The following is a 16858-nucleotide window of genomic DNA, read 5'->3' as shown; positions in this document are numbered from 1 at the left end:
GGCAAGCCCGACGCGACGGCGGACCGCCAAAGCGCCGGGCCTGGGCGTCAGATCTCCGGCCCGAGCACAAGTTTTGAGCCATCGGTGAAGCGACCCAGCCGAAAGCGGGTCAGGTCGTGGCCCGGATCGTCGCCCGCCACCAGCGATGCCATCACCCGGCCAAAGCCCGGCCCGATTCCGAACCCGTGGCCGCACATGCCGGTGCAGACGGCAAGGCCGGGGATCGCCGCGATCTCGTCCACCACGGGCACATCGTCGGGCATGGTGTCGATCATTCCGGCCCAGCTTTGCCCTTCCTCCACCGCGCCCAGAACGGGGTATTCCCGTGCGAACCGGGCCAGAAGCTCCGCCACCTTCGGGCGGTTCGGGGCCGGGTTCAGAACGCGCATCTTCTCAAAGGGCGACTCGTCGGTTTCCGACCAGCGCCGCGCGGTGCCCCACGCGTCGGGGTAGTGCTTGGGCGAAAGCGGGGAATAGCGCCGCCCCCACGGGTCACGCCATAGCTGTGGCAGGAACCTGGCAAAGGCGCGAAAGGCGTCGGGACCGATATAAAACTCGTGAAACCCGCCTGCGGCCAGCGAATAGCCCCCGTCCTTGCGCCGTCGAAAGGCCAACCCGTCGCCATCCGCGCCACCGGCGTGAATCTCGGGCAACGCCTTGGTGGCAACCACCGTGGCCTTGACGGAGAGTTGCGGAATCGAAACCCCATGACGCCGCAGGAACAGGGACGACCAAGCCCCGCCCGCGACCACCACCCGTGACGCGCTGATGTGGCCTTGTTCGGTCATCACGCCCGCGACCGCGCCGCCTTGCAGATCCAGCGTCCGGGCGGCACAGTTTTCGACGATCACCGCCCCCTTGCGCACGGCGGCGCGCGCCAGCGCTGGCACCGCGATCCACGGTTCGGCCCGCATGTCGCTGGCCGTGTGTAACGCCCCGGCCCACGCTGTCTGACCGTCGGGCAGCATCGCCTTGACCTCGCCCGCGCTCATCAACCGGCTGTCCACGCCCGATCCCGCGACCTCGTCCAGCCAGCCCTGAAACCCGGTCATCTCGGCCTCGGTCTTGGCAAGGTAGGTCAGCCCGCATTGCACCAGCCCAAGGTCTTCGCCGACCTCCGCCGCCAACCGTGCCCACAGCCGGTTGGCCTCCATCATGATCGGCAATTCGCCGGGGTCGCGCCCTTGCTGACGCACCCAGCCCCAGTTGCGGCTGCTTTGTTCTGCAGCAACGCGCCCCTTTTCCAGCAAGACGGGTCGCAGCCCGGCCACGGCCATATAATAGGCCGTCATCACCCCGATGACACCGCCCCCGATCACCACCACATCCGCGTGGGCGGGCAGGGGGGCGGCATGTTCCACGGGCCGGTGCAGGCCCAAGGGAAAGGCAGTCATTCGCAGAGGGTCTCCAGCAATCGGTCCATGAAGCGTTGACCGGCTTCGAATTGCGCCACGGTCATGAACTCATCGGGCTGGTGCGCCTGCGCGATGTCGCCCGGTCCACAGACGACCGCGGAATATCCCCCGGTCTGGAACTGCCCTGCCTCGGTGCCGTAGCTGACCACATGGGTGGCGTTGTCGCCGGTCAGGCCGCGGACCAGCGATTCGGCGGCGCCGTCGTCTTCGGGCTTCAGCCCCGGCACGTTGAACCGCTTGTCCAGCGCGATGTAGCACGAAGGCTGGATCTTCTGCATTTCGGTTTCCAGTCGGCGCACCTCTTCTTCATATCGGTGTCCCCACTCTTCGGGGTCGTCGCCCGGCACGCAGCGGAAGGACAGCAGGAACTTGCAGTCCTTGGCGGTGATGTTGTGGGCGGTGCCGCCCTCGATCACGCCGACATGCAGCGTGGTGTAGGGCGGATCGAACAGCGCGTCGGTGCCGGTCGCGGCGCGCGCCTTGTTCTCGGCGTTCATCCTGTTTGCCCAATCAATAAGCTTTGCGCCTTCCATGATGGCAGACACGCCGCGATCCATCAGCGAGCTATGGATTTCGAATCCCCTGATGTGGGTGTCATAGCCAAGCCCGCCCTTGTGGCCGGTCACCGCCTGCATGGTGGTGGGCTCTCCGATGATGGCCAGTTCGGCCTTGGGCAGCTTGCCCTGCATCGCCTCGATCATCGGTGGCGCGCCGGTGCAGCCGATTTCCTCGTCGCGGCTCAGGCAGATCTGAAGAGGTCTTTTCAAAGGGGCTTTCGCGGCCTTGGCGGCAATCCACAGCGCCAGCGCGTCAAAGCCCTTCATGTCACAGCAGCCACGGCCAAAGAGCTTGCCGTCCTTTTCCACCACGGTGAACGGGTCGGTGCTCCAGTCCTGCCCATCGACCGGCACAACGTCGGTGTGTCCCGACAGAATGACGCCTCCGTCGATGTCCGGGCCGATATGCGCATAGAGGCTCGCCTTGGTTCCGTCCTCATTGTAATCGCGGAAACAGCGGGCGCCGAGATCGGTCAGATAGGCCTCTGCCCAATCCACCAGATCAAGGTTGCTGTCACGGCTAACGGTCGGATAGGAAACGAGTTTTTCCAGCAACTCGCGCGCTGTCATCGGGGTGGTCATCCGGGGGGTCCTTCGCTGTTCGAGGGCGAGCCTGTGCAGCCCGTGCCGCATCGTCAAGCCTGAGGGCGACATTTGCACAGATTTTGCCCGAACGGTCAAAAAACGACGCATGGTCACTCGTTAACCGCTTGCGGGGGGCAATTTTCCTGATACCGTGACTGAACAACGCACCTTCCCGAGAGAGGAAGGGCATACCCAACCGGTGAGGAGCGTCGCGTGATGCTTGATGGGGCAGAGCCCTCCGTCCTTGATGTCAAGGACCTCAAAACCGTTTTCAAGACCCGCCGCGGCGAAGTCCACGCGGTCAACAACGTGAGTTTTCACCTCAAGGCAGGCGAACTTCTGGGCGTTGTTGGGGAAAGCGGGTCAGGAAAATCGGTGACCATGATGTCGCTTATCGGGCTTCTGCCCTCTCCGCCAGCTATGGTGAAAGGGGGGCAGGTGATGTTCGAGGGGCAAGACCTGCTGACAGCAACCGACGAGCAACTGCGCGCCGTGCGCGGGGCGCGGATCGGCTTTGTCTTTCAGGATCCGATGACATCGCTGAACCCCGTGTTCAATGTCGGCTTTCAGGTGATGGAGCCACTGCGCAAGCACATGGGCCTGAACAAGAAGGCCGCGCGGAAGCGGGCGCAGGAATTGCTGGAACTGGTGGGCATCCCCGACGCCGAGCGGCGGCTGGATGATTACCCGCACCAGTTTTCCGGTGGTATGCGACAGCGGGTGATGATCGCCATCGCGCTGGCCTGCGACCCCAAGGTGCTGATCGCGGACGAGCCGACCACCGCGCTCGACGTGACCATTCAGGCGCAGATCCTCGAATTGATGAAAGACCTGCGCGACAAGCTGGGGATGGCGGTGATCTGGATCACCCACGACCTTGGCGTGATCGCCGGGATCGCCGACCGGGTGCTGGTGATGTATGGTGGCCAGATCGTCGAGCACGCGCCGGTTCGCGAATTGTTCGCCAACCCCAAACACCCCTATACCCGTGCGCTATTGGAAACGGTGCCGTCTGTCACCGGCGACCGCGCCGAACGGTTGCGGGTGATCGAAGGCCAGCCGCCGATGCTGACCGCGCAGCCCAATGCCTGCCCGTTCCGGGCGCGGTGTGACAAGGCGTTCGATCGCTGCCAGCGGGAAAACCCGGCCCGCTACAGCGTCGGCCCGATCCACGATGTGGCCTGTTTCTGGAACCCCGATACCGGAGGCGCGCGCGATGTTTGACGACACCAGCCGCAAGACCTTGGTCACCGTGCGCGGCCTCAAGATGTATTTTCCGATTCGCACCGGCCTGCTGCGCCGCCATACCGGCGACGTGAAGGCGGTCGACGACGTCAGCTTTGACATCTACGAGGGCGAGACGCTTGGCCTTGTCGGGGAATCGGGCTGCGGGAAATCGACCTGCGGGCGGGTGGTGCTGCGGCTCTACGATCCGACCGAGGGCACGATCAGCATTGATGGCACCGACATTTCCACGCAGGGGCAGGGCGCGCTGCGCAAGATGCGGCCGGTCATGCAGATGGTGTTCCAGGACCCGCAGGCCAGCCTCAACCCCCGCATGACCGTGGCCGACATCATCGGCGAGCCGCTGGTCGAGCACACCAAGCTCAAAAAGGCCGAACGGCTGGACCGCATCTACGACCTGATGGACGCCGTGGGCCTGAACCGCGACTTCGCCAACCGCTATCCGCACGAATTCTCGGGCGGTCAGCGCCAGCGCATCGGCATTGCCCGCGCTTTGGCCCTGAACCCCAAGTTCATCGTTTGCGACGAACCCATTGCAGCGCTCGACGTGTCGATTCAGGCGCAGGTGGTGAACCTGCTGGAAGAGTTGCAGGAAGAATTTGGCCTGACCTACCTGTTCATCAGCCACGACCTGTCGATGGTGCGCCACATCGCCGACCGCGTGGCGGTGATGTATCTGGGCAAGATCGTTGAACTGGCGCCGCGCGACGGGCTCTATACCGCGCCGCTGCACCCCTACACCGAGGCGCTTTTGTCGGCGGTGCCGGAACCCGACCCGGTTGCCCATGACACCGCCAACCGCACCATCCTGCAAGGCGACGTGCCAAGCCCGGCGAACCCGCCCAAGGGCTGCAACTTCTGCACCCGCTGTCCGCGCGTGATGGACATCTGTCATCACGAAGACCCCGCCTTCCGCGAGGTTCAGCCCGGCCGCTTCGTCGCGTGCCACCTGCATAATTCATAAGACGATCGCCGGAACAACGGCGGCATCCAACGAGGTCAATAAGAGCTACGACCAACAAGGAGAGAGAGACGAAATGAAATTTAGACATCTCGTGCTCGGGGCCATGGCGGCATTCGCCTTCGCCCCGACGACCGCGATGGCCGAGCGTGGCACGGACGGCCAGCTCAACATCATCTACTGGCAAGCGCCCTCGACGCTGAACCCCTATCTTTCGGGCGGCACCAAAGAGGTGGAAGCCGCCTCGCTGGTGCTGGAATCGATGGCTCGTTTCGACGAAACCGGCGCCCTCGTGCCCTTTATGGCCGCAGATATCCCGACCGTGGAAAACGGCGGCGTGGCCGAGGATCTGACCTCGATCACCTGGACCCTGCGCGAAGGCCTGATGTGGTCGGACGGCACCCCGGTGACGGCCAATGACGCCGTGTTCACATGGCAATACTGCACCCACCCCGAAGGCGGCTGCGCGCAGGCCAGCTACTTCGACGGCGTGGACAGCGTGGAAGCTGTGGATGATCGCACCGTGCGTGTGAACTTCACCGAAGCCAAACCCTTCCCCTACACCGCCTTCGTCGGCGCAGAGAGCCCGATCATCCAGGCCGCCCAGTTCGCGGACTGCCTCGGCGCGGCCGCGCCCGAGTGCACCGAAGCCAACTTCGGCCCGATCGGCACTGGTCCCTTCGCAGTGGAAGAATTCCGCCCGAATGACGTGATCGTCTTCGCGGCGAATGAAAACTACCGCAACCCCGACCAGCCCGCCTTCTCGCGCGTGGTGTTCAAGGGTGGCGGCGACGCGGCATCGGCGGCCCGCTCGGTTCTGGAAACCGGCGAGTTCGACTATGCGTGGAACCTTCAGATCGACCCGACCCTGCTGGCTGAAATGGAAGCCAACGGCATCGGCACCGTCGTGACCGCCTTCGGCACCTCGGTGGAACGTCTGCACCTCAACCAGTTCAACCCCGATCCGGCGCTTGGCGACATCCGCTCGACCGCCGAGGCAGGTCCGCATCCGTTCCTGACCGACCCGATCGTGGGGCAGGCCCTGTCCATGGCCATCGACCGGTCGCTGCTGGTGGAAGTGGGCTACGGCGCAGGCGGCCAGCCGACCTGTAACGTGCTGCCGGCACCCGAGCTCTATGCCTCGACCGCCAACGATGACTGCCTGGTGCAGGATATCGACGGTGCCAACGCGCTGCTCGACGAAGCGGGCATCGTGGACACCGATGGGGACGGCATCCGCGAATACAACGGCATCCCGATGCGCGTTCTCTACCAGACCTCGACCAACGCCGTCCGTCAGGACACGCAGGCCCTGGTCAAGCAGTGGTGGAGCGAAATCGGCGTCGACGCCGAGCTGCGCAACATCGACGCTTCCGTGTTCTTCGGTGGCGATCCGGCATCGCCCGACACCTTCCAGAAGTTCTATGCAGACATCGAGATGTACACCAACAACTTCTCCGGTGTGGACCCCGAGGCCTACATGGCCAACTGGCGCTGCTCGGACATCCCGAGCCCCGAAAGCCAGTGGCAGGGTGCGAACATCCAGCGCTTCTGCTCGGAAGACTATGACGCCCTCGTCACCGAGATGAGCCGGACCGCCCCGCTCGAAGAGCGTGGCCGCCTGGCCCGCGAGATGAACGACATGCTGATGCAGTCCTACTCGATCATCCCGCTGATCCACCGTGGCGGCGTCTCGGCTCATGCCAACAGCCTTGGCGGCGTGCGCATGTCCGACTGGGACTCTGAACTGTGGAACATCGCAGAATGGTATCGCATCGCCGAGTGATCGGTGCCGCGACCTGAAAAATCCCTCCCCCGGCACGCGCCGGGGGAGGCCCCCCGAGCCCCTGAACAACAGACTTCTGAACCGAGGCGCCCATGCTGACATTCACGATCCGTCGCTTGCTGATGGCAATTCCGACGCTTCTGTTCATAAGCCTGATCATCTTCCTGATCCTCGATCTGGCCCCGTCCGATCCCACGGCCAGCCTGCCGCTGACGATCCCGCCCGATGTGCGCGCCGATATCCGCGCCTCGCTGGGGCTGGACGAGCCGATCCACATCCGCTTCCTGCTGTGGCTGAACCAGTTTTTCGTGAACGAGCCGCTGAACCTGCTGCAACACTGGACCGGCTGGGATCTGGGCGGCGAGGGCCGCACCCGCGTGATTTCGTGGCAGACGCGCAGCCCCGTCGTGGACATCATCGCGCAGCGGATGCCGCAGACCCTTTGGGTGGTCGGCACCTCTTACATCGTCGGTATCCTGATCGCGCTGCCCATCGGCATCTATTCCGCCTATCGGCAATACTCGATCTTCGATCAGGCGGGCACTTTCGTGACCATGGTCGGCTTTTCGGTGCCGCCCTTCTTCTCGGGCGTGCTGGTGATCGTGATCTTCGCGGTCAATCTGGGGTGGTTCCCATCGGTCTATGACACCACGCATGTGGTGGTCGATTGGCCCAGTTTCGTGATCCAGCTCAAACAGATGATCCTGCCGGTGATGGTGCTGGCCCTGCAAATCACCAGCCAGATCAGCCGGTTCATGCGCGCGTCCATGCTGGACAACCTCAATCAGGACTACGTCCGCACCGCCCGCGCCAAGGGACTGACCGAAACCGTGGTGGTCATGGTCCATGTCCTGCGAAATTCCATGATCCCCGTCGTCACCGTGATCGCCCTTGGCGTGCCGCAGGTCTTTGGCGGTGCCATCATCACCGAGCAGGTGTTCAAGGTAAACGGCCTTGGCCACCTGCTGATCGGCGCCATCCAGGGCGGCGACATTCCCACGGTCCAGACCCTGACCTTTATCTTCGCGGTGCTGATCGTGCTCTTCAACCTTGTTGCCGATGTTCTCTACGGCATTCTTGACCCGAGGATCCGCTATGACTGACGCCTCCTCCTCCACCTCCGAACAGGTCGGCTACACCAAGCCCCGCAGCCAATGGTGGGATGTCTGGGACCAGTTCAAGACCCACAAGGGCGCCGTGATGGGCGCGGCCTTCTTCATCGCCGTGCTGATCTTCGTCTATGTCGGCCCCTATATCTGGACGCTGGACGCGCAATATATCGACATCCGGGCGCGCAATCAGGGTCCGTCTCTGGCGCATCCGATGGGCGCCGACCAGTTGGGCCGCGACATGCTGGCCCGGATCATGGCGGGGGGGCGCACCTCGATCGCCGTGGGCCTGACCGCGATGCTGCTGTCGCTGGTGGTGGGCACCTTCGTCGGCGTGCTGGCGGGCTATTTCAGGCGGGTGGACGGGCTTTTGATGCGCCTGACCGACCTGTTCCTCGCCCTGCCGCTGCTGCCGCTGCTTCTGGTCATCATCATGCTGTTCCGCGACCCTCTGCGCGCCACCTTCGGGCCGGAACAAGGCATCTTCATCCTGATCGTCTTCGTGATCGGCATCACAAGCTGGATGCAGACCGCGCGGATCGTGCGTGGCGACGTGCTGGCGCTGAAGGAACGCGAATTCGTGCTGGCTGCCCGTTCGATCGGGACTCCGCCACACCGGATGATCCTGCGCCATGTGCTGCCCAACGTGCTGTCGCCGATCATGGTGTCGGCCACGCTGGGCATCGCCACCGCGATCATCACGGAATCGGCGCTGTCCTTCCTCGGCCTTGGCTTCCCCTCGGACTTCCCGACATGGGGACGGCTGCTGTTCGATGGCACCGACTGGTTGCAAAGGAACCCCGAGCGGGTGATCTGGCCCGGTCTCGCCATCTCGCTGACGGTGCTGTCGGTGAACTATATCGGCGATGGCCTGCGCGACGCGCTGGACCCGCGCATTCGCGGGCGCTGACGCCCCCCGAAACCGAAACCGCCGCTCGTCTCGGGGCGGCGGTTTTGCGTTCAGCCCCCGGTGTGGCTCATGTGGCGGCTCATCTGGCCGTCCACGGTCTGCCGGGAATAGTCGAAATCGTGGCCCTTGGGCTTGCGCGCAATGGCGGCGCGGATGGCCTCTTCCAACTGGCGGTCATCGGCCGAAGCCCGCAACGGCGCGCGAAGGTCGGCCATGTCTTCCTGCCCCAGACACATGAAAAGCTGCCCGGTGCAGGTCAGACGCACGCGGTTGCAGCTTTCGCAGAAATTATGGGTGAGCGGTGTGATAAAGCCGATCTTCTGCCCCGTCTCCTCGATCCGCACATAGCGCGCGGGGCCGCCCGAGCGTTCGTCCAGATCGGTCAGCGTGAACCGCTCGGCCAGGCGGGCGCGCAGATCCTTGAGGTTCCAATACTGGTCCAGCCGGTCCTCGTTGCCCAGATCACCCATCGGCATGACCTCGATCCAGGTCATGTCCATGTCCCGCTCGGCGCACCACTCTTGCAAGGTAAACAGCTCGTCTTCGTTGAAAGCCTTGAGCGCCACGGCGTTGATCTTGATCCGCAGCCCGGCCCTTTGCGCCGCATCCACGCCTTCCAGAACCTGCTTCAACCGGCCCCAGCGGGTGATGTCGGCAAACTTCTTCTCATCCAGCGTGTCGAGCGAGATGTTCACCCGCCGCACGCCAGCGGCATAGAGATCATCCGCAAAGCGCGCCAATTGGCTGCCATTGGTGGTCAGCGTCAATTCGCGCAACGCGCCCGACTCCAGGTGCCGACTCATCGAGTTGAAGAAGGTCATGATGCCCTTGCGCACCAGCGGCTCGCCGCCCGTGATCCGCAGCTTCTTCACGCCCAACCGGATGAAGGTGGAACACATGCGGTCCAGTTCTTCCAGCGTCAGAAGCTCTTTCTTTGGCAGGAAGGTCATGTTTTCCGCCATGCAATAGACACAGCGGAAGTCACAACGATCGGTGACCGAAACGCGCAAGTAGTCGATTGCGCGGGCGAAGGGGTCAATCAGGGGGGCGGGCGTATCCATACACGGAACGTAAGACTCGCGGGCAGGCGCGGCAAGCGTTGTCGGCGACCATTTTTGGGCCTACTCTGCCATTCATGACACGTTATTCCCGCCTCGCCCTTGGTCTTTGCCTGCTCGCCGCGCTGTCGGCCTGCGGCAATGGCAATGGCTTCCGCCCGCTCAGCTTCCTGTCCCCGGACCGTGCCCCAAGCGCGGTGCCGCCACCGCCCGATGCCTCGGGCGGGGCCACGGCAGACGAGGCCGCCGACATCCCCGCAGACGAGGCCGCGATGCCGACCCCGCCCGCCGCTGGTCCGCTTGGCACCACCGTGGCCACGCTCGGCGATCCGGCGCGCCCCGGCATGTGGCTGGAAACGCCGCTGGTCGCGGTCGAGACCCAAGGCACGATCACGGCAAATGGGCAAACCCTGACCGTGACGCTCTACCCGAGCGGCGGCTTGCCCGGCTCTGGCAGCCGCATTTCGCTGGCCGCCATGCAGGCGCTAGGGCTGCCGCTGACCAGCCTGCCCGAACTCTCTGTCTCCGCAGGGGGCTGATCTTGGATCGTCGGTTGTTCGCGGGCGCGGCCCGGTGGGCCCCCCTGCGCGAGACGTTCCGGTGGGACATCCCCGAGCGCGTGAATATCGCCAATCTCTGTTGCGATGACTGGGCGGCAGAGGTGCCTGACCGCGTGGCGATTATCCATCGCGGGCAGGATGGCAGCCGCACCGAGTGGACCTATGGTGACCTCAAACGCGCCTCGGACGGGCTGGCGGTGGCGCTGGCGGCGCGGGGTGTGGGCCGGGGCGACAGGGTGGCCGTTTTGCTGGCGCAGCATCCGCTGGTGATGGTGGCGCATATGGCGGCGCTGAAACTGGGCTCGGTGGTGCTGCCGCTGTTTACCCTGTTCGGGGAAGACGCGTTGCGCTACCGGCTGGCCGACAGCGGCGCGCGGGCGGTGGTGACGGACCCCGCCAACCTGCCCCGCGTGGCGGCGCTGCGCCCGGATTTGCCAGATCTGGAGCTGCTGATTTCCACCGGCGCGGCAGAGGGCGACGCGCTGGCGCTGGCTGACCTGATGTCCACCCCCGCCGCGGGCTTTGCCGCCGCCGATACCGCCGCCGAAGACCCGGCGGTGATGATCTATACCTCCGGCACGACGGGCGATCCCAAGGGCGTGCTGCACGCGCACCGGTTCCTCTTTGGCCACATGCCCTGCGTCGAGCTGAGCCTGGGCTTGTTCGGTCAACCCGGCGATGTGGGCTGGACCCCCGCCGATTGGGCGTGGATCGGCGGGCTGATGGATATGGCGATCCCCTGCCTTTACTACGGCGTGCCGCTGGTCAGCCACCGCTTTGCCAAATTCGAGGCCGAGGCGGCCTATGCCCTGCTGGTCGAGGAAAAGGTGACGGCGGGCTTCATCCCGCCGACCGCGCTGCGGCTGATGAAACAGGTCGCCCCGCCCGAGGGGCTGCGCCTGCGCGCCGTCAGTTCCGGGGGGGAACCGCTTGGCGCCGATATGCTGGACTGGGGCGAGCGCGTGCTTGGGGCCGAGATCAACGAGCTTTACGGCCAGACCGAGGCCAACCTGATCGTCGGCGCCCGCTCGGCGATGATGGACAGGGTGCCGGGGGCCATGGGCTTGGCCGTCCCGGGCCACGAGGTGCGCCTGATGGACGAGGCGGGTCGCGAGGTGGCACCGGGCGATGTGGGCGAGGTCTGCCTGAAGCTGCCTGACCCAGTGGCCTTCCTGCGGTACTGGAACAAGCCCGAAGCGACGGAAAAGAAGATCCGCGACGGCTGGCTGCGCACCGGTGACCTCGCCACGCGGGCATCGGATGGGCAGATCACCTTCCACGCCCGCGACGACGACGTGATCACCTCGGCGGGCTACCGGATCGGGCCGAGCGAAATCGAGGCCGCGTTGCTGCGCCACCCCGATGTGGTGATGGCCGCCGTGGTGGGCGAGCCCGACCCGATCCGCACCGAGATTGTCGTGGCCCATGTCGTCCTGCGCGAGGGCGCGTCCTGGGAGGACATGGAAGAGGCGCTGAAAACGCTGGTGCGCGACCGGGTCTCGGCCCACCTGGTGCCGCGCAAGGTGATCCGGGCCGAACACCTGCCGATGACCGCGACCGGCAAGATCATGCGGCGGGCGTTGCGCGGGGGGTAGGAGTGTTTCGCCGCCTGACGGCGGCGATCCATGCGGGGGGCCAGCCCCCCGCACCCCCCGGAGTATTTTGACCAAGAAGAAGGGGTCAGCCGGACTTGCCGGTGCCCAGACCGGCGCGCATCAGCGTCGTGCGGACGGGTTTGACCGAGTAGAAGGTCTTGAGCGCGCGCATCCGCATGTCGCGCAGGCCCTGCAGCGAGACCATGGAGGCGCGATTGAGCGCGTCGATGCCGGTCACGCGGGCCTTCACCTCGCCATGGCGGGCCTTGTTGTAGGCGGCGAGCATTTTGGCGCTGCCCAGATTGGCCGGGTCGGCCTTGGCCAGATCGAGCAGAACGCGCATGTCGCCAAGGCTCATGTTCAGCCCTTGCGCGCCGATGGGGGGCACCACGTGGGCGGCCTCGGCCACCAGCGCGACGCGCTCGGCCTCCATCCGCTCGGCCACCTGGCTGATGATCGGCCAGACGGTGCGGCGGGTGAGCAGGGTGAGCGGGCCGAAGAGGTGGGCGGAGCGGGCGGTCATGTCCGCCTCGAAGGCCGGGACCGGCAAGGCGGCGAGGCGGGCCACTTCGGGGCCGCGTTCCATCCAGACAATGGCCGAGCAGGGCCGCCCCTCGTGATCGGGCAGCGGCACCAGCGTGAAGGGCCCGCCGGAGCGGTGAATCTCGGTCGAGACATTGTTGTGGGGCTCGTCATGGGTGACGGCGAAGGCCAGCGCCTTTTGCCCGTAGCGGGTGGTCTTGACCGGGATGTTCACGGCCTCTCGCACCGGTGAGTTGCGGCCATCGGCGGCAATGACCAGCCGCGCGCGGATGCGGGTGCCGTCGGAGAGGGTCACCAACGCTTCGCGCTCGCGCGTCAGCAGGCTGGCGGTGCCGGTGCCGGGACGAAAATCGACGTTGGGCAGCTCGGCCAGCCGCGCGACCATTTCCCGGCGCAAGAGCCAGTTGGGCAGGTTCCAGCCGAAGGGCAGGTCGGAGATATCGGCGGCGTTGAAATCGTGGCTGGTGCGCGGCTCCGGCTCTGCGCCGCCGGCATCGACGATGCGCATGATTTGCAGCGCGCTGGCGTAGGGCGCCAGCCGGTCCCAGAGCCCCGCGCGGATCAGGAAATCGCGCGAGGGTTGCAGGAAGGCTGTGGTGCGCAGGTCCGAGCCTTCGGCCTGCATCTCGGTCACCGGCGGGGTGGGATCGACGCAGATCACCGAGAAGCCCGCCGCGCCAAAGGCGGCGGCGGCGGTCAGGCCCGCGACGCCGCCACCGGAGACAAGGATATCGGTCTCGATCGGAGGGGTCATGGCGGAGCTCCTGTGGCTGGGACGGTCCGGCCCAGAGATAGGCCGGACCGGGGAGGATTTCCAAGCGGCACTTGGCCCCAGCCGGGATTACCCGCGCGTCAGGCGGATCAGCACGAGCAGCATGGTGACGGTCATGACAAGCGCCCCGGTGATCAGCCCGGCATAGCCGAACTTGAACACCGCGATGGCCCAGAGACTGACCACGGCGGCCAGCGCATAGAAGGGGGTGTCTTCATCGCCTTCCAGCGTTTCGCGGGCCATGCGGCCCAGCACGGGCAGGCGGTAGAGCAACGGGGGGCGGTCGCCGGAGCGGGGCAGAAAAGCCATATGCGGGAGTCTCCTTTTTGGTCCTGCAAGGCAGATAGGAGCGGGTCGGACCCTGTGCCATGGCACCGGGTGTCGCAGCGCGGCAGCCGGTCGCGGAGCGGTATTTCGCCGCCCTTGGCGGCGATCGCGGCGGGCGGGGCGAGTCCCCTCGCACGCCGCCCGCGAGGCAGTTTCAGCCCGTGACGGCGCCGAGGAAGGCGGTCAGGTCGTCGGTATGGTGGTGGATATGCTCGGCCGGGGCCGGTTCCGGGGCGACATGGACCGTGCGCAGGCCCATGGCGTGAGGCGCGGCGAGGTTGCGGGGATCATCCTCGAACATCGCGGCGCGGGCGGGATCGAGCCCGTCGCGGGCAAAGACCCGCTCGAACGCGACGCGTTCCGGTTTCGGGCGCAGGCCGGCATGTTCCACGCCATAGACCGCGTCGAACAGGCCGTCGAGGCCGCGGGCGGCGATCACCTGTTCGGCGTAGGGGGCGGTGCCATTGGTGTAGACGATGCGGCGGCCCGGCAGGGCGCGCAAGCGCGCGGCAAGCTCTGCATCCGGGGCCAGCACCGAGAAGTCGATCTGGTGCACCTCGTGCAGGTAGGGGCCGGGATCCACGCCGTGAAGGTCCATCAGCCCGGCCAGCGTGGTGCCGTGGTCGCGCCAGTAGCGGTGGCGCAGGTGGTCGGCCTCGTCCCGGCTGACGCCGAGGGCCTGCATCACATAGGCGGTCATCTTGACATTGATCTGGTCGAACAGGGCCATGTCTGGTGGATACAGCGTGTGATCGAGGTCGAAGACCCACGTGGTGACATGGTCGAAATCGGCGCGCGGCATGGTGGAATCCTTCCCTTTTGCCGCGCCGTGAGAGGCTTGCGCTTGGGCGGGCACGGACCTAGCCTTGCCAGAAATCGGGAGGAAAACCAATGGCCAGCCCCAAGGTGCCGCACAGAGACGCCTATGACCTGATCCTGCAAGCGATTGACGGCGGCACCTATCGCCCCGGCTCGCGGCTGGTGGAATCGGAGCTGGCCGAGCGTTTTGGCGTCAGCCGGACGCCGATCCGCGAGGCGTTGCAGCGGCTGGAAACCCAAGGCTTGCTGACGCGCGACGGGCGCAGCCTGATCGTGGCATCGCTGGATCATGACCAGATGGCGCAGCTCTATATCGTGCGCGCCGAGTTGGAGGGGCTGGCGGCGCGGTTGGCGGCGCAACATGCGGCGGCGGAAGAGATCAGGGTATTGCAGGATATGGTCGCCGCCGACCACGCGTTGCTGAACGATCCCGGCGCGCTGAGCCGGGAGAACCGGCGGTTTCACAAGCAGATTCACCTTGCCTCTCACAACAAGTATCTGGTGCAGCAGCTTGACCTTGTGCATCGGTCGATGGCGCTGATGGCGACCACCTCGTTGGCCGCCGAGGGGCGCGGGCCGAAGGCGCTGGATGAACATGCCGCGATCGTGCAGGCGATTGCCGACCGCGATGGCGAGCGGGCGGCGCGGGCGCTCAAGGATCACTTGTCGACGGCGTTCGAAGTGCGGCTCAAGGAAGAGGCCGGGGCGGATTGATCCGTCTGCGTTGGGGGGGCTGTTTCCGCGGCCCCGGAAAACTGTCCATGGGCGGTCTTGCGCCAGTGGAAGGGGGAGACCAGCAATTCCAGCAGGCCCAGAAGGGTCGCGGCCGAGGCCAGCAGGAAATAGACATCCAGAACCGGAATCCAGCGCCTGAGGCGCCGGTGACGGGCCTGCGCCGTGGCGCGCCAGGTGGCGAGGAAGGTCAGCATCTGGGTGGAGAGAAAGAACAGCGCCAGCCCGAGATAGCCACCGGGCGGCACCACCGCGTCCAGCGGATGCGGCCAGCCGAAAAGCTTGATCACCAGTGACCATAACACCGGCGCGAGCGCAAAGCCAAAGACCGTGCCCAGAAGCTGCACCTGCAACCCGATGAAGCGGCGCGGCCCCAGATCGCGCCACAGTTGCACCGGGTCGCGCATATGGGTGGCCCATGTCATCGCGTAGCCCTTGAGCCAGCGCGACCGCTGCTTGACCCATGGCAGGGGCGCGGCGTTGGCCTCTTCAAACGTGGTCGTCTCGACGATTTCGGTCTTGTAGCCGTTGCGCGCAAGCCGCAGGCCCAGATCGGCGTCTTCGGTGACGTTGTGGGCATCCCACGCGCCCATCTCTTCCAGTGCTGTGCGGCGAAAGAACAAGGTGGTGCCCCCGAGCGGCACGAACAGGCCGAGCCGCTGAACCCCCGGCAAGAGCAGCCGGAACCACGTTGCGTATTCCAGCGTGAAGCAGCGGCTCAGCCAGTTGTGGCCGGGATTGTAGTAATCGAGCTGACCTTGCAGGCAGACGACCTCGGGCGGCACCTCGCGGAAGCGTTCCACCACTTTGCGCAGTTGGTCTGGCTCTGGCGCGTCCTCGGCATCGTAGACGCCGACGACGCTGCCGCGGGCGAAGTTGAGGCCGTAATTCATCGCGCGGGGTTTGGTCTGCGGATGGCCGGGCGGAATGATGATCGCCCGCATCCAGAACGGCAGGTCGGCCCGCGCCAGAGCGTCGCGCGTGGTGCTGTCGCCCTCTTCGATCAGCAAGAGCACGTCGAGCAATTCGCGCGGATAGTCCAGTCGGGCGACCCGTTGCACCAGATGCCCGGCAATGTCGGGTTCCTTGAAGAGCGGAAGCATGACGGTTACCACCGGATCGCGTTGATCCTGCGCCAGATCTGGGCCGGGGGGCGGGGCAGGCGGGGCCTGTTTCGACATCTCGTGAACGGCCAGCCATTTCAACAGCGCGTTCGACCCCGCAATGCCAAGCGCCACGGCATAGATGCCAATGAGCAGCGCAACCGGCGACCACAGCGCCACGGCCAGCACCGCCGCGCCAGCCAGAGCGGCGCGTTGCATCGCCTTGCGAGCGCGCCATGTGCGGCAACTCATGGCGTCGGCGGGATAGGCCTCGGCCAGGCGAATAAGGTCATTGCCGTAGATCGTGGTCAGGGCCTGTTTCATCTGGTGCCGGGTGGCGATGGCAAACAGGACCGGGCCGTCATGCTCGAGACCATCGCGCAGGTCCACCCCGAGATCCGGGCGGTTGGTCAGCACCACGAGGGCGGGGCCAACCATGCGCAGGGGCACCGCGCTGAACCGGATGGCGAGGCTGGCAGGAAGCTTGTGGGCAAGGCCGGCGTCGGGCGCCTGTGCCTCTTCTGGCAGCAGGCGCGTGCCGAACTGGGTGGCGAGGGCGCGCAGCAACTGGTCTTCGGTGATGCGCCCTTGCAGCACGAGGATTTCGCCAATCGGCAGATCGAGATGGGCCTGTTGCGCCAAGGCGTCCGAGACGTCCTGCGCGGTGATCAGACCCTGCGCCCGCAAGATTTCGGCCAGCCGGGGCGGCGGGGGCGGCGCTTCCGAGACCGGGTGCAGGCGCGGGGCGTGCATGGGCTGGGCGGGGGGGCTTGTCCAGCGG

General features: G+C 65.9%; 15 protein-coding genes. 8 read left to right on the top strand and 7 right to left on the bottom strand.

From position 1 onward, the window contains the following. Positions 1-47: 47 nt before the first annotated feature. Together BKY27_RS01805 and argE are read right to left on the bottom strand one after the other, a co-directional pair. The gene (locus BKY27_RS01805) at positions 48-1394 is read right to left on the bottom strand and encodes an NAD(P)/FAD-dependent oxidoreductase (protein WP_071672724.1); all 1347 of its coding nucleotides are present in this window, start codon (positions 1392-1394) and stop codon (positions 48-50) included. Continuing rightward, positions 1391-2554: an acetylornithine deacetylase gene (argE, locus tag BKY27_RS01800; protein ID WP_071672723.1), complete on the bottom strand. Its 1164-nt coding sequence runs from the start codon at positions 2552-2554 to the stop codon at positions 1391-1393. Before argE ends, BKY27_RS01805 begins: the two co-directional genes overlap by 4 nt. Positions 2555-2773: 219 nt before the next feature. Here argE and BKY27_RS01795 point away from each other — a divergent pair, with 219 nt between their 5' ends. The 5 genes from BKY27_RS01795 (at position 2774) to BKY27_RS01775 (ending at position 8568) form a co-directional block, all read left to right on the top strand. After that, on the top strand, positions 2774-3781 hold the full coding sequence (locus BKY27_RS01795; protein WP_071672722.1) for an ABC transporter ATP-binding protein: 1008 nt from the start codon (positions 2774-2776) through the stop codon (positions 3779-3781). Next, a complete protein-coding gene (locus BKY27_RS01790; protein WP_071672721.1) occupies positions 3774-4766 on the top strand; it encodes an ABC transporter ATP-binding protein in 993 nt (330 codons plus the stop codon). The genes BKY27_RS01795 and BKY27_RS01790 overlap by 8 nt, the downstream gene beginning before the upstream one ends. Before the next feature lie 73 nt (positions 4767-4839). Next, on the top strand, positions 4840-6549 hold the full coding sequence (locus BKY27_RS01785; protein WP_071672720.1) for a peptide ABC transporter substrate-binding protein: 1710 nt from the start codon (positions 4840-4842) through the stop codon (positions 6547-6549). Between the two features lie 92 nt (positions 6550-6641). Then, complete coding sequence (locus BKY27_RS01780) at positions 6642-7652, top strand: ABC transporter permease (protein ID WP_071672719.1); 1011 nt, start codon at positions 6642-6644, stop codon at positions 7650-7652. Beyond that, positions 7645-8568: an ABC transporter permease gene (locus tag BKY27_RS01775; RefSeq protein ID WP_071672718.1), complete on the top strand. Its 924-nt coding sequence runs from the start codon at positions 7645-7647 to the stop codon at positions 8566-8568. The genes BKY27_RS01780 and BKY27_RS01775 overlap by 8 nt, the downstream gene beginning before the upstream one ends. 50 nt (positions 8569-8618) lie before the next feature. Here the strand turns inward: BKY27_RS01775 and moaA are convergent, their stop codons facing one another. Continuing rightward, entirely contained in the window at positions 8619-9629 is a 1011-nt protein-coding gene (gene moaA / locus BKY27_RS01770; protein ID WP_071672717.1) for a GTP 3',8-cyclase MoaA, read from the bottom strand. 74 nt (positions 9630-9703) lie between these two features. Between moaA and BKY27_RS01765 the strand changes: the two genes are divergently transcribed. Continuing rightward, on the top strand, positions 9704-10165 hold the full coding sequence (locus BKY27_RS01765) for a D-galactarate dehydratase (RefSeq protein ID WP_146636145.1): 462 nt from the start codon (positions 9704-9706) through the stop codon (positions 10163-10165). 2 nt (positions 10166-10167) lie between these two features. Beyond that, positions 10168-11781 (top strand): AMP-binding protein, encoded by a 1614-nt coding sequence (locus BKY27_RS01760; RefSeq protein WP_233491758.1) that lies wholly within the window; start codon positions 10168-10170, stop codon positions 11779-11781. An 85-nt stretch (positions 11782-11866) separates the two neighbouring features. On the opposite strand, the gene BKY27_RS01755 is transcribed toward BKY27_RS01760, so the two are convergent. From BKY27_RS01755 to BKY27_RS01745, 3 genes are all read right to left on the bottom strand, one after another. Then, on the bottom strand, positions 11867-13078 hold the full coding sequence (locus tag BKY27_RS01755; protein WP_071672716.1) for a UbiH/UbiF family hydroxylase: 1212 nt from the start codon (positions 13076-13078) through the stop codon (positions 11867-11869). A gap of 87 nt (positions 13079-13165) precedes the next feature. Beyond that, a complete protein-coding gene (locus BKY27_RS01750) occupies positions 13166-13405 on the bottom strand; it encodes a hypothetical protein (protein WP_071672715.1) in 240 nt (79 codons plus the stop codon). Positions 13406-13577: 172 nt separating this feature from the next. Then, positions 13578-14225 carry a pyrimidine 5'-nucleotidase gene (locus BKY27_RS01745; RefSeq protein WP_071672714.1) on the bottom strand — a complete coding sequence of 216 codons (648 nt, stop codon included), beginning with the start codon at positions 14223-14225 and terminating at the stop codon, positions 13578-13580. Between the two features lie 89 nt (positions 14226-14314). On the opposite strand from BKY27_RS01745, the gene BKY27_RS01740 reads away from it, so the two are divergent. Then, complete coding sequence (locus BKY27_RS01740; RefSeq protein ID WP_071672713.1) at positions 14315-14956, top strand: GntR family transcriptional regulator; 642 nt, start codon at positions 14315-14317, stop codon at positions 14954-14956. Here the strand turns inward: BKY27_RS01740 and BKY27_RS01735 are convergent. Then, positions 14902-16830, bottom strand: a complete 1929-nt coding sequence (locus BKY27_RS01735) for a glycosyltransferase family 2 protein (RefSeq protein ID WP_071672712.1) — start codon at positions 16828-16830, stop codon at positions 14902-14904. The two genes, BKY27_RS01740 and BKY27_RS01735, sit on opposite strands and share 55 nt — an antisense overlap. Between the last annotated feature and the right edge of the window lie 28 nt (positions 16831-16858).

The organism is Nioella nitratireducens (assembly GCF_001879715.1).
Lineage (GTDB): Bacteria > Pseudomonadota > Alphaproteobacteria > Rhodobacterales > Rhodobacteraceae > Nioella > Nioella nitratireducens.
The sequence above is the reverse complement of the archived record's forward strand: the minus strand, read 5'-3'. Positions and strand labels throughout refer to the sequence as shown.

Coding starts and splice junctions, on each gene's coding strand:
- BKY27_RS01805 (WP_071672724.1), bottom strand. CDS start 1,394: ATGACTGCCTTTCCCTTGGGCCTGCACCGGCCCGTGGAACATGCCGCC.
- argE (WP_071672723.1), bottom strand. CDS start 2,554: ATGACCACCCCGATGACAGCGCGCGAGTTGCTGGAAAAACTCGTTTCC.
- BKY27_RS01795 (WP_071672722.1), top strand. CDS start 2,774: ATGCTTGATGGGGCAGAGCCCTCCGTCCTTGATGTCAAGGACCTCAAA.
- BKY27_RS01790 (WP_071672721.1), top strand. CDS start 3,774: ATGTTTGACGACACCAGCCGCAAGACCTTGGTCACCGTGCGCGGCCTC.
- BKY27_RS01785 (WP_071672720.1), top strand. CDS start 4,840: ATGAAATTTAGACATCTCGTGCTCGGGGCCATGGCGGCATTCGCCTTC.
- BKY27_RS01780 (WP_071672719.1), top strand. CDS start 6,642: ATGCTGACATTCACGATCCGTCGCTTGCTGATGGCAATTCCGACGCTT.
- BKY27_RS01775 (WP_071672718.1), top strand. CDS start 7,645: ATGACTGACGCCTCCTCCTCCACCTCCGAACAGGTCGGCTACACCAAG.
- moaA (WP_071672717.1), bottom strand. CDS start 9,629: ATGGATACGCCCGCCCCCCTGATTGACCCCTTCGCCCGCGCAATCGAC.
- BKY27_RS01765 (WP_146636145.1), top strand. CDS start 9,704: ATGACACGTTATTCCCGCCTCGCCCTTGGTCTTTGCCTGCTCGCCGCG.
- BKY27_RS01755 (WP_071672716.1), bottom strand. CDS start 13,078: ATGACCCCTCCGATCGAGACCGATATCCTTGTCTCCGGTGGCGGCGTC.
- BKY27_RS01750 (WP_071672715.1), bottom strand. CDS start 13,405: ATGGCTTTTCTGCCCCGCTCCGGCGACCGCCCCCCGTTGCTCTACCGC.
- BKY27_RS01745 (WP_071672714.1), bottom strand. CDS start 14,225: ATGCCGCGCGCCGATTTCGACCATGTCACCACGTGGGTCTTCGACCTC.
- BKY27_RS01740 (WP_071672713.1), top strand. CDS start 14,315: ATGGCCAGCCCCAAGGTGCCGCACAGAGACGCCTATGACCTGATCCTG.
- BKY27_RS01735 (WP_071672712.1), bottom strand. CDS start 16,830: ATGCACGCCCCGCGCCTGCACCCGGTCTCGGAAGCGCCGCCCCCGCCG.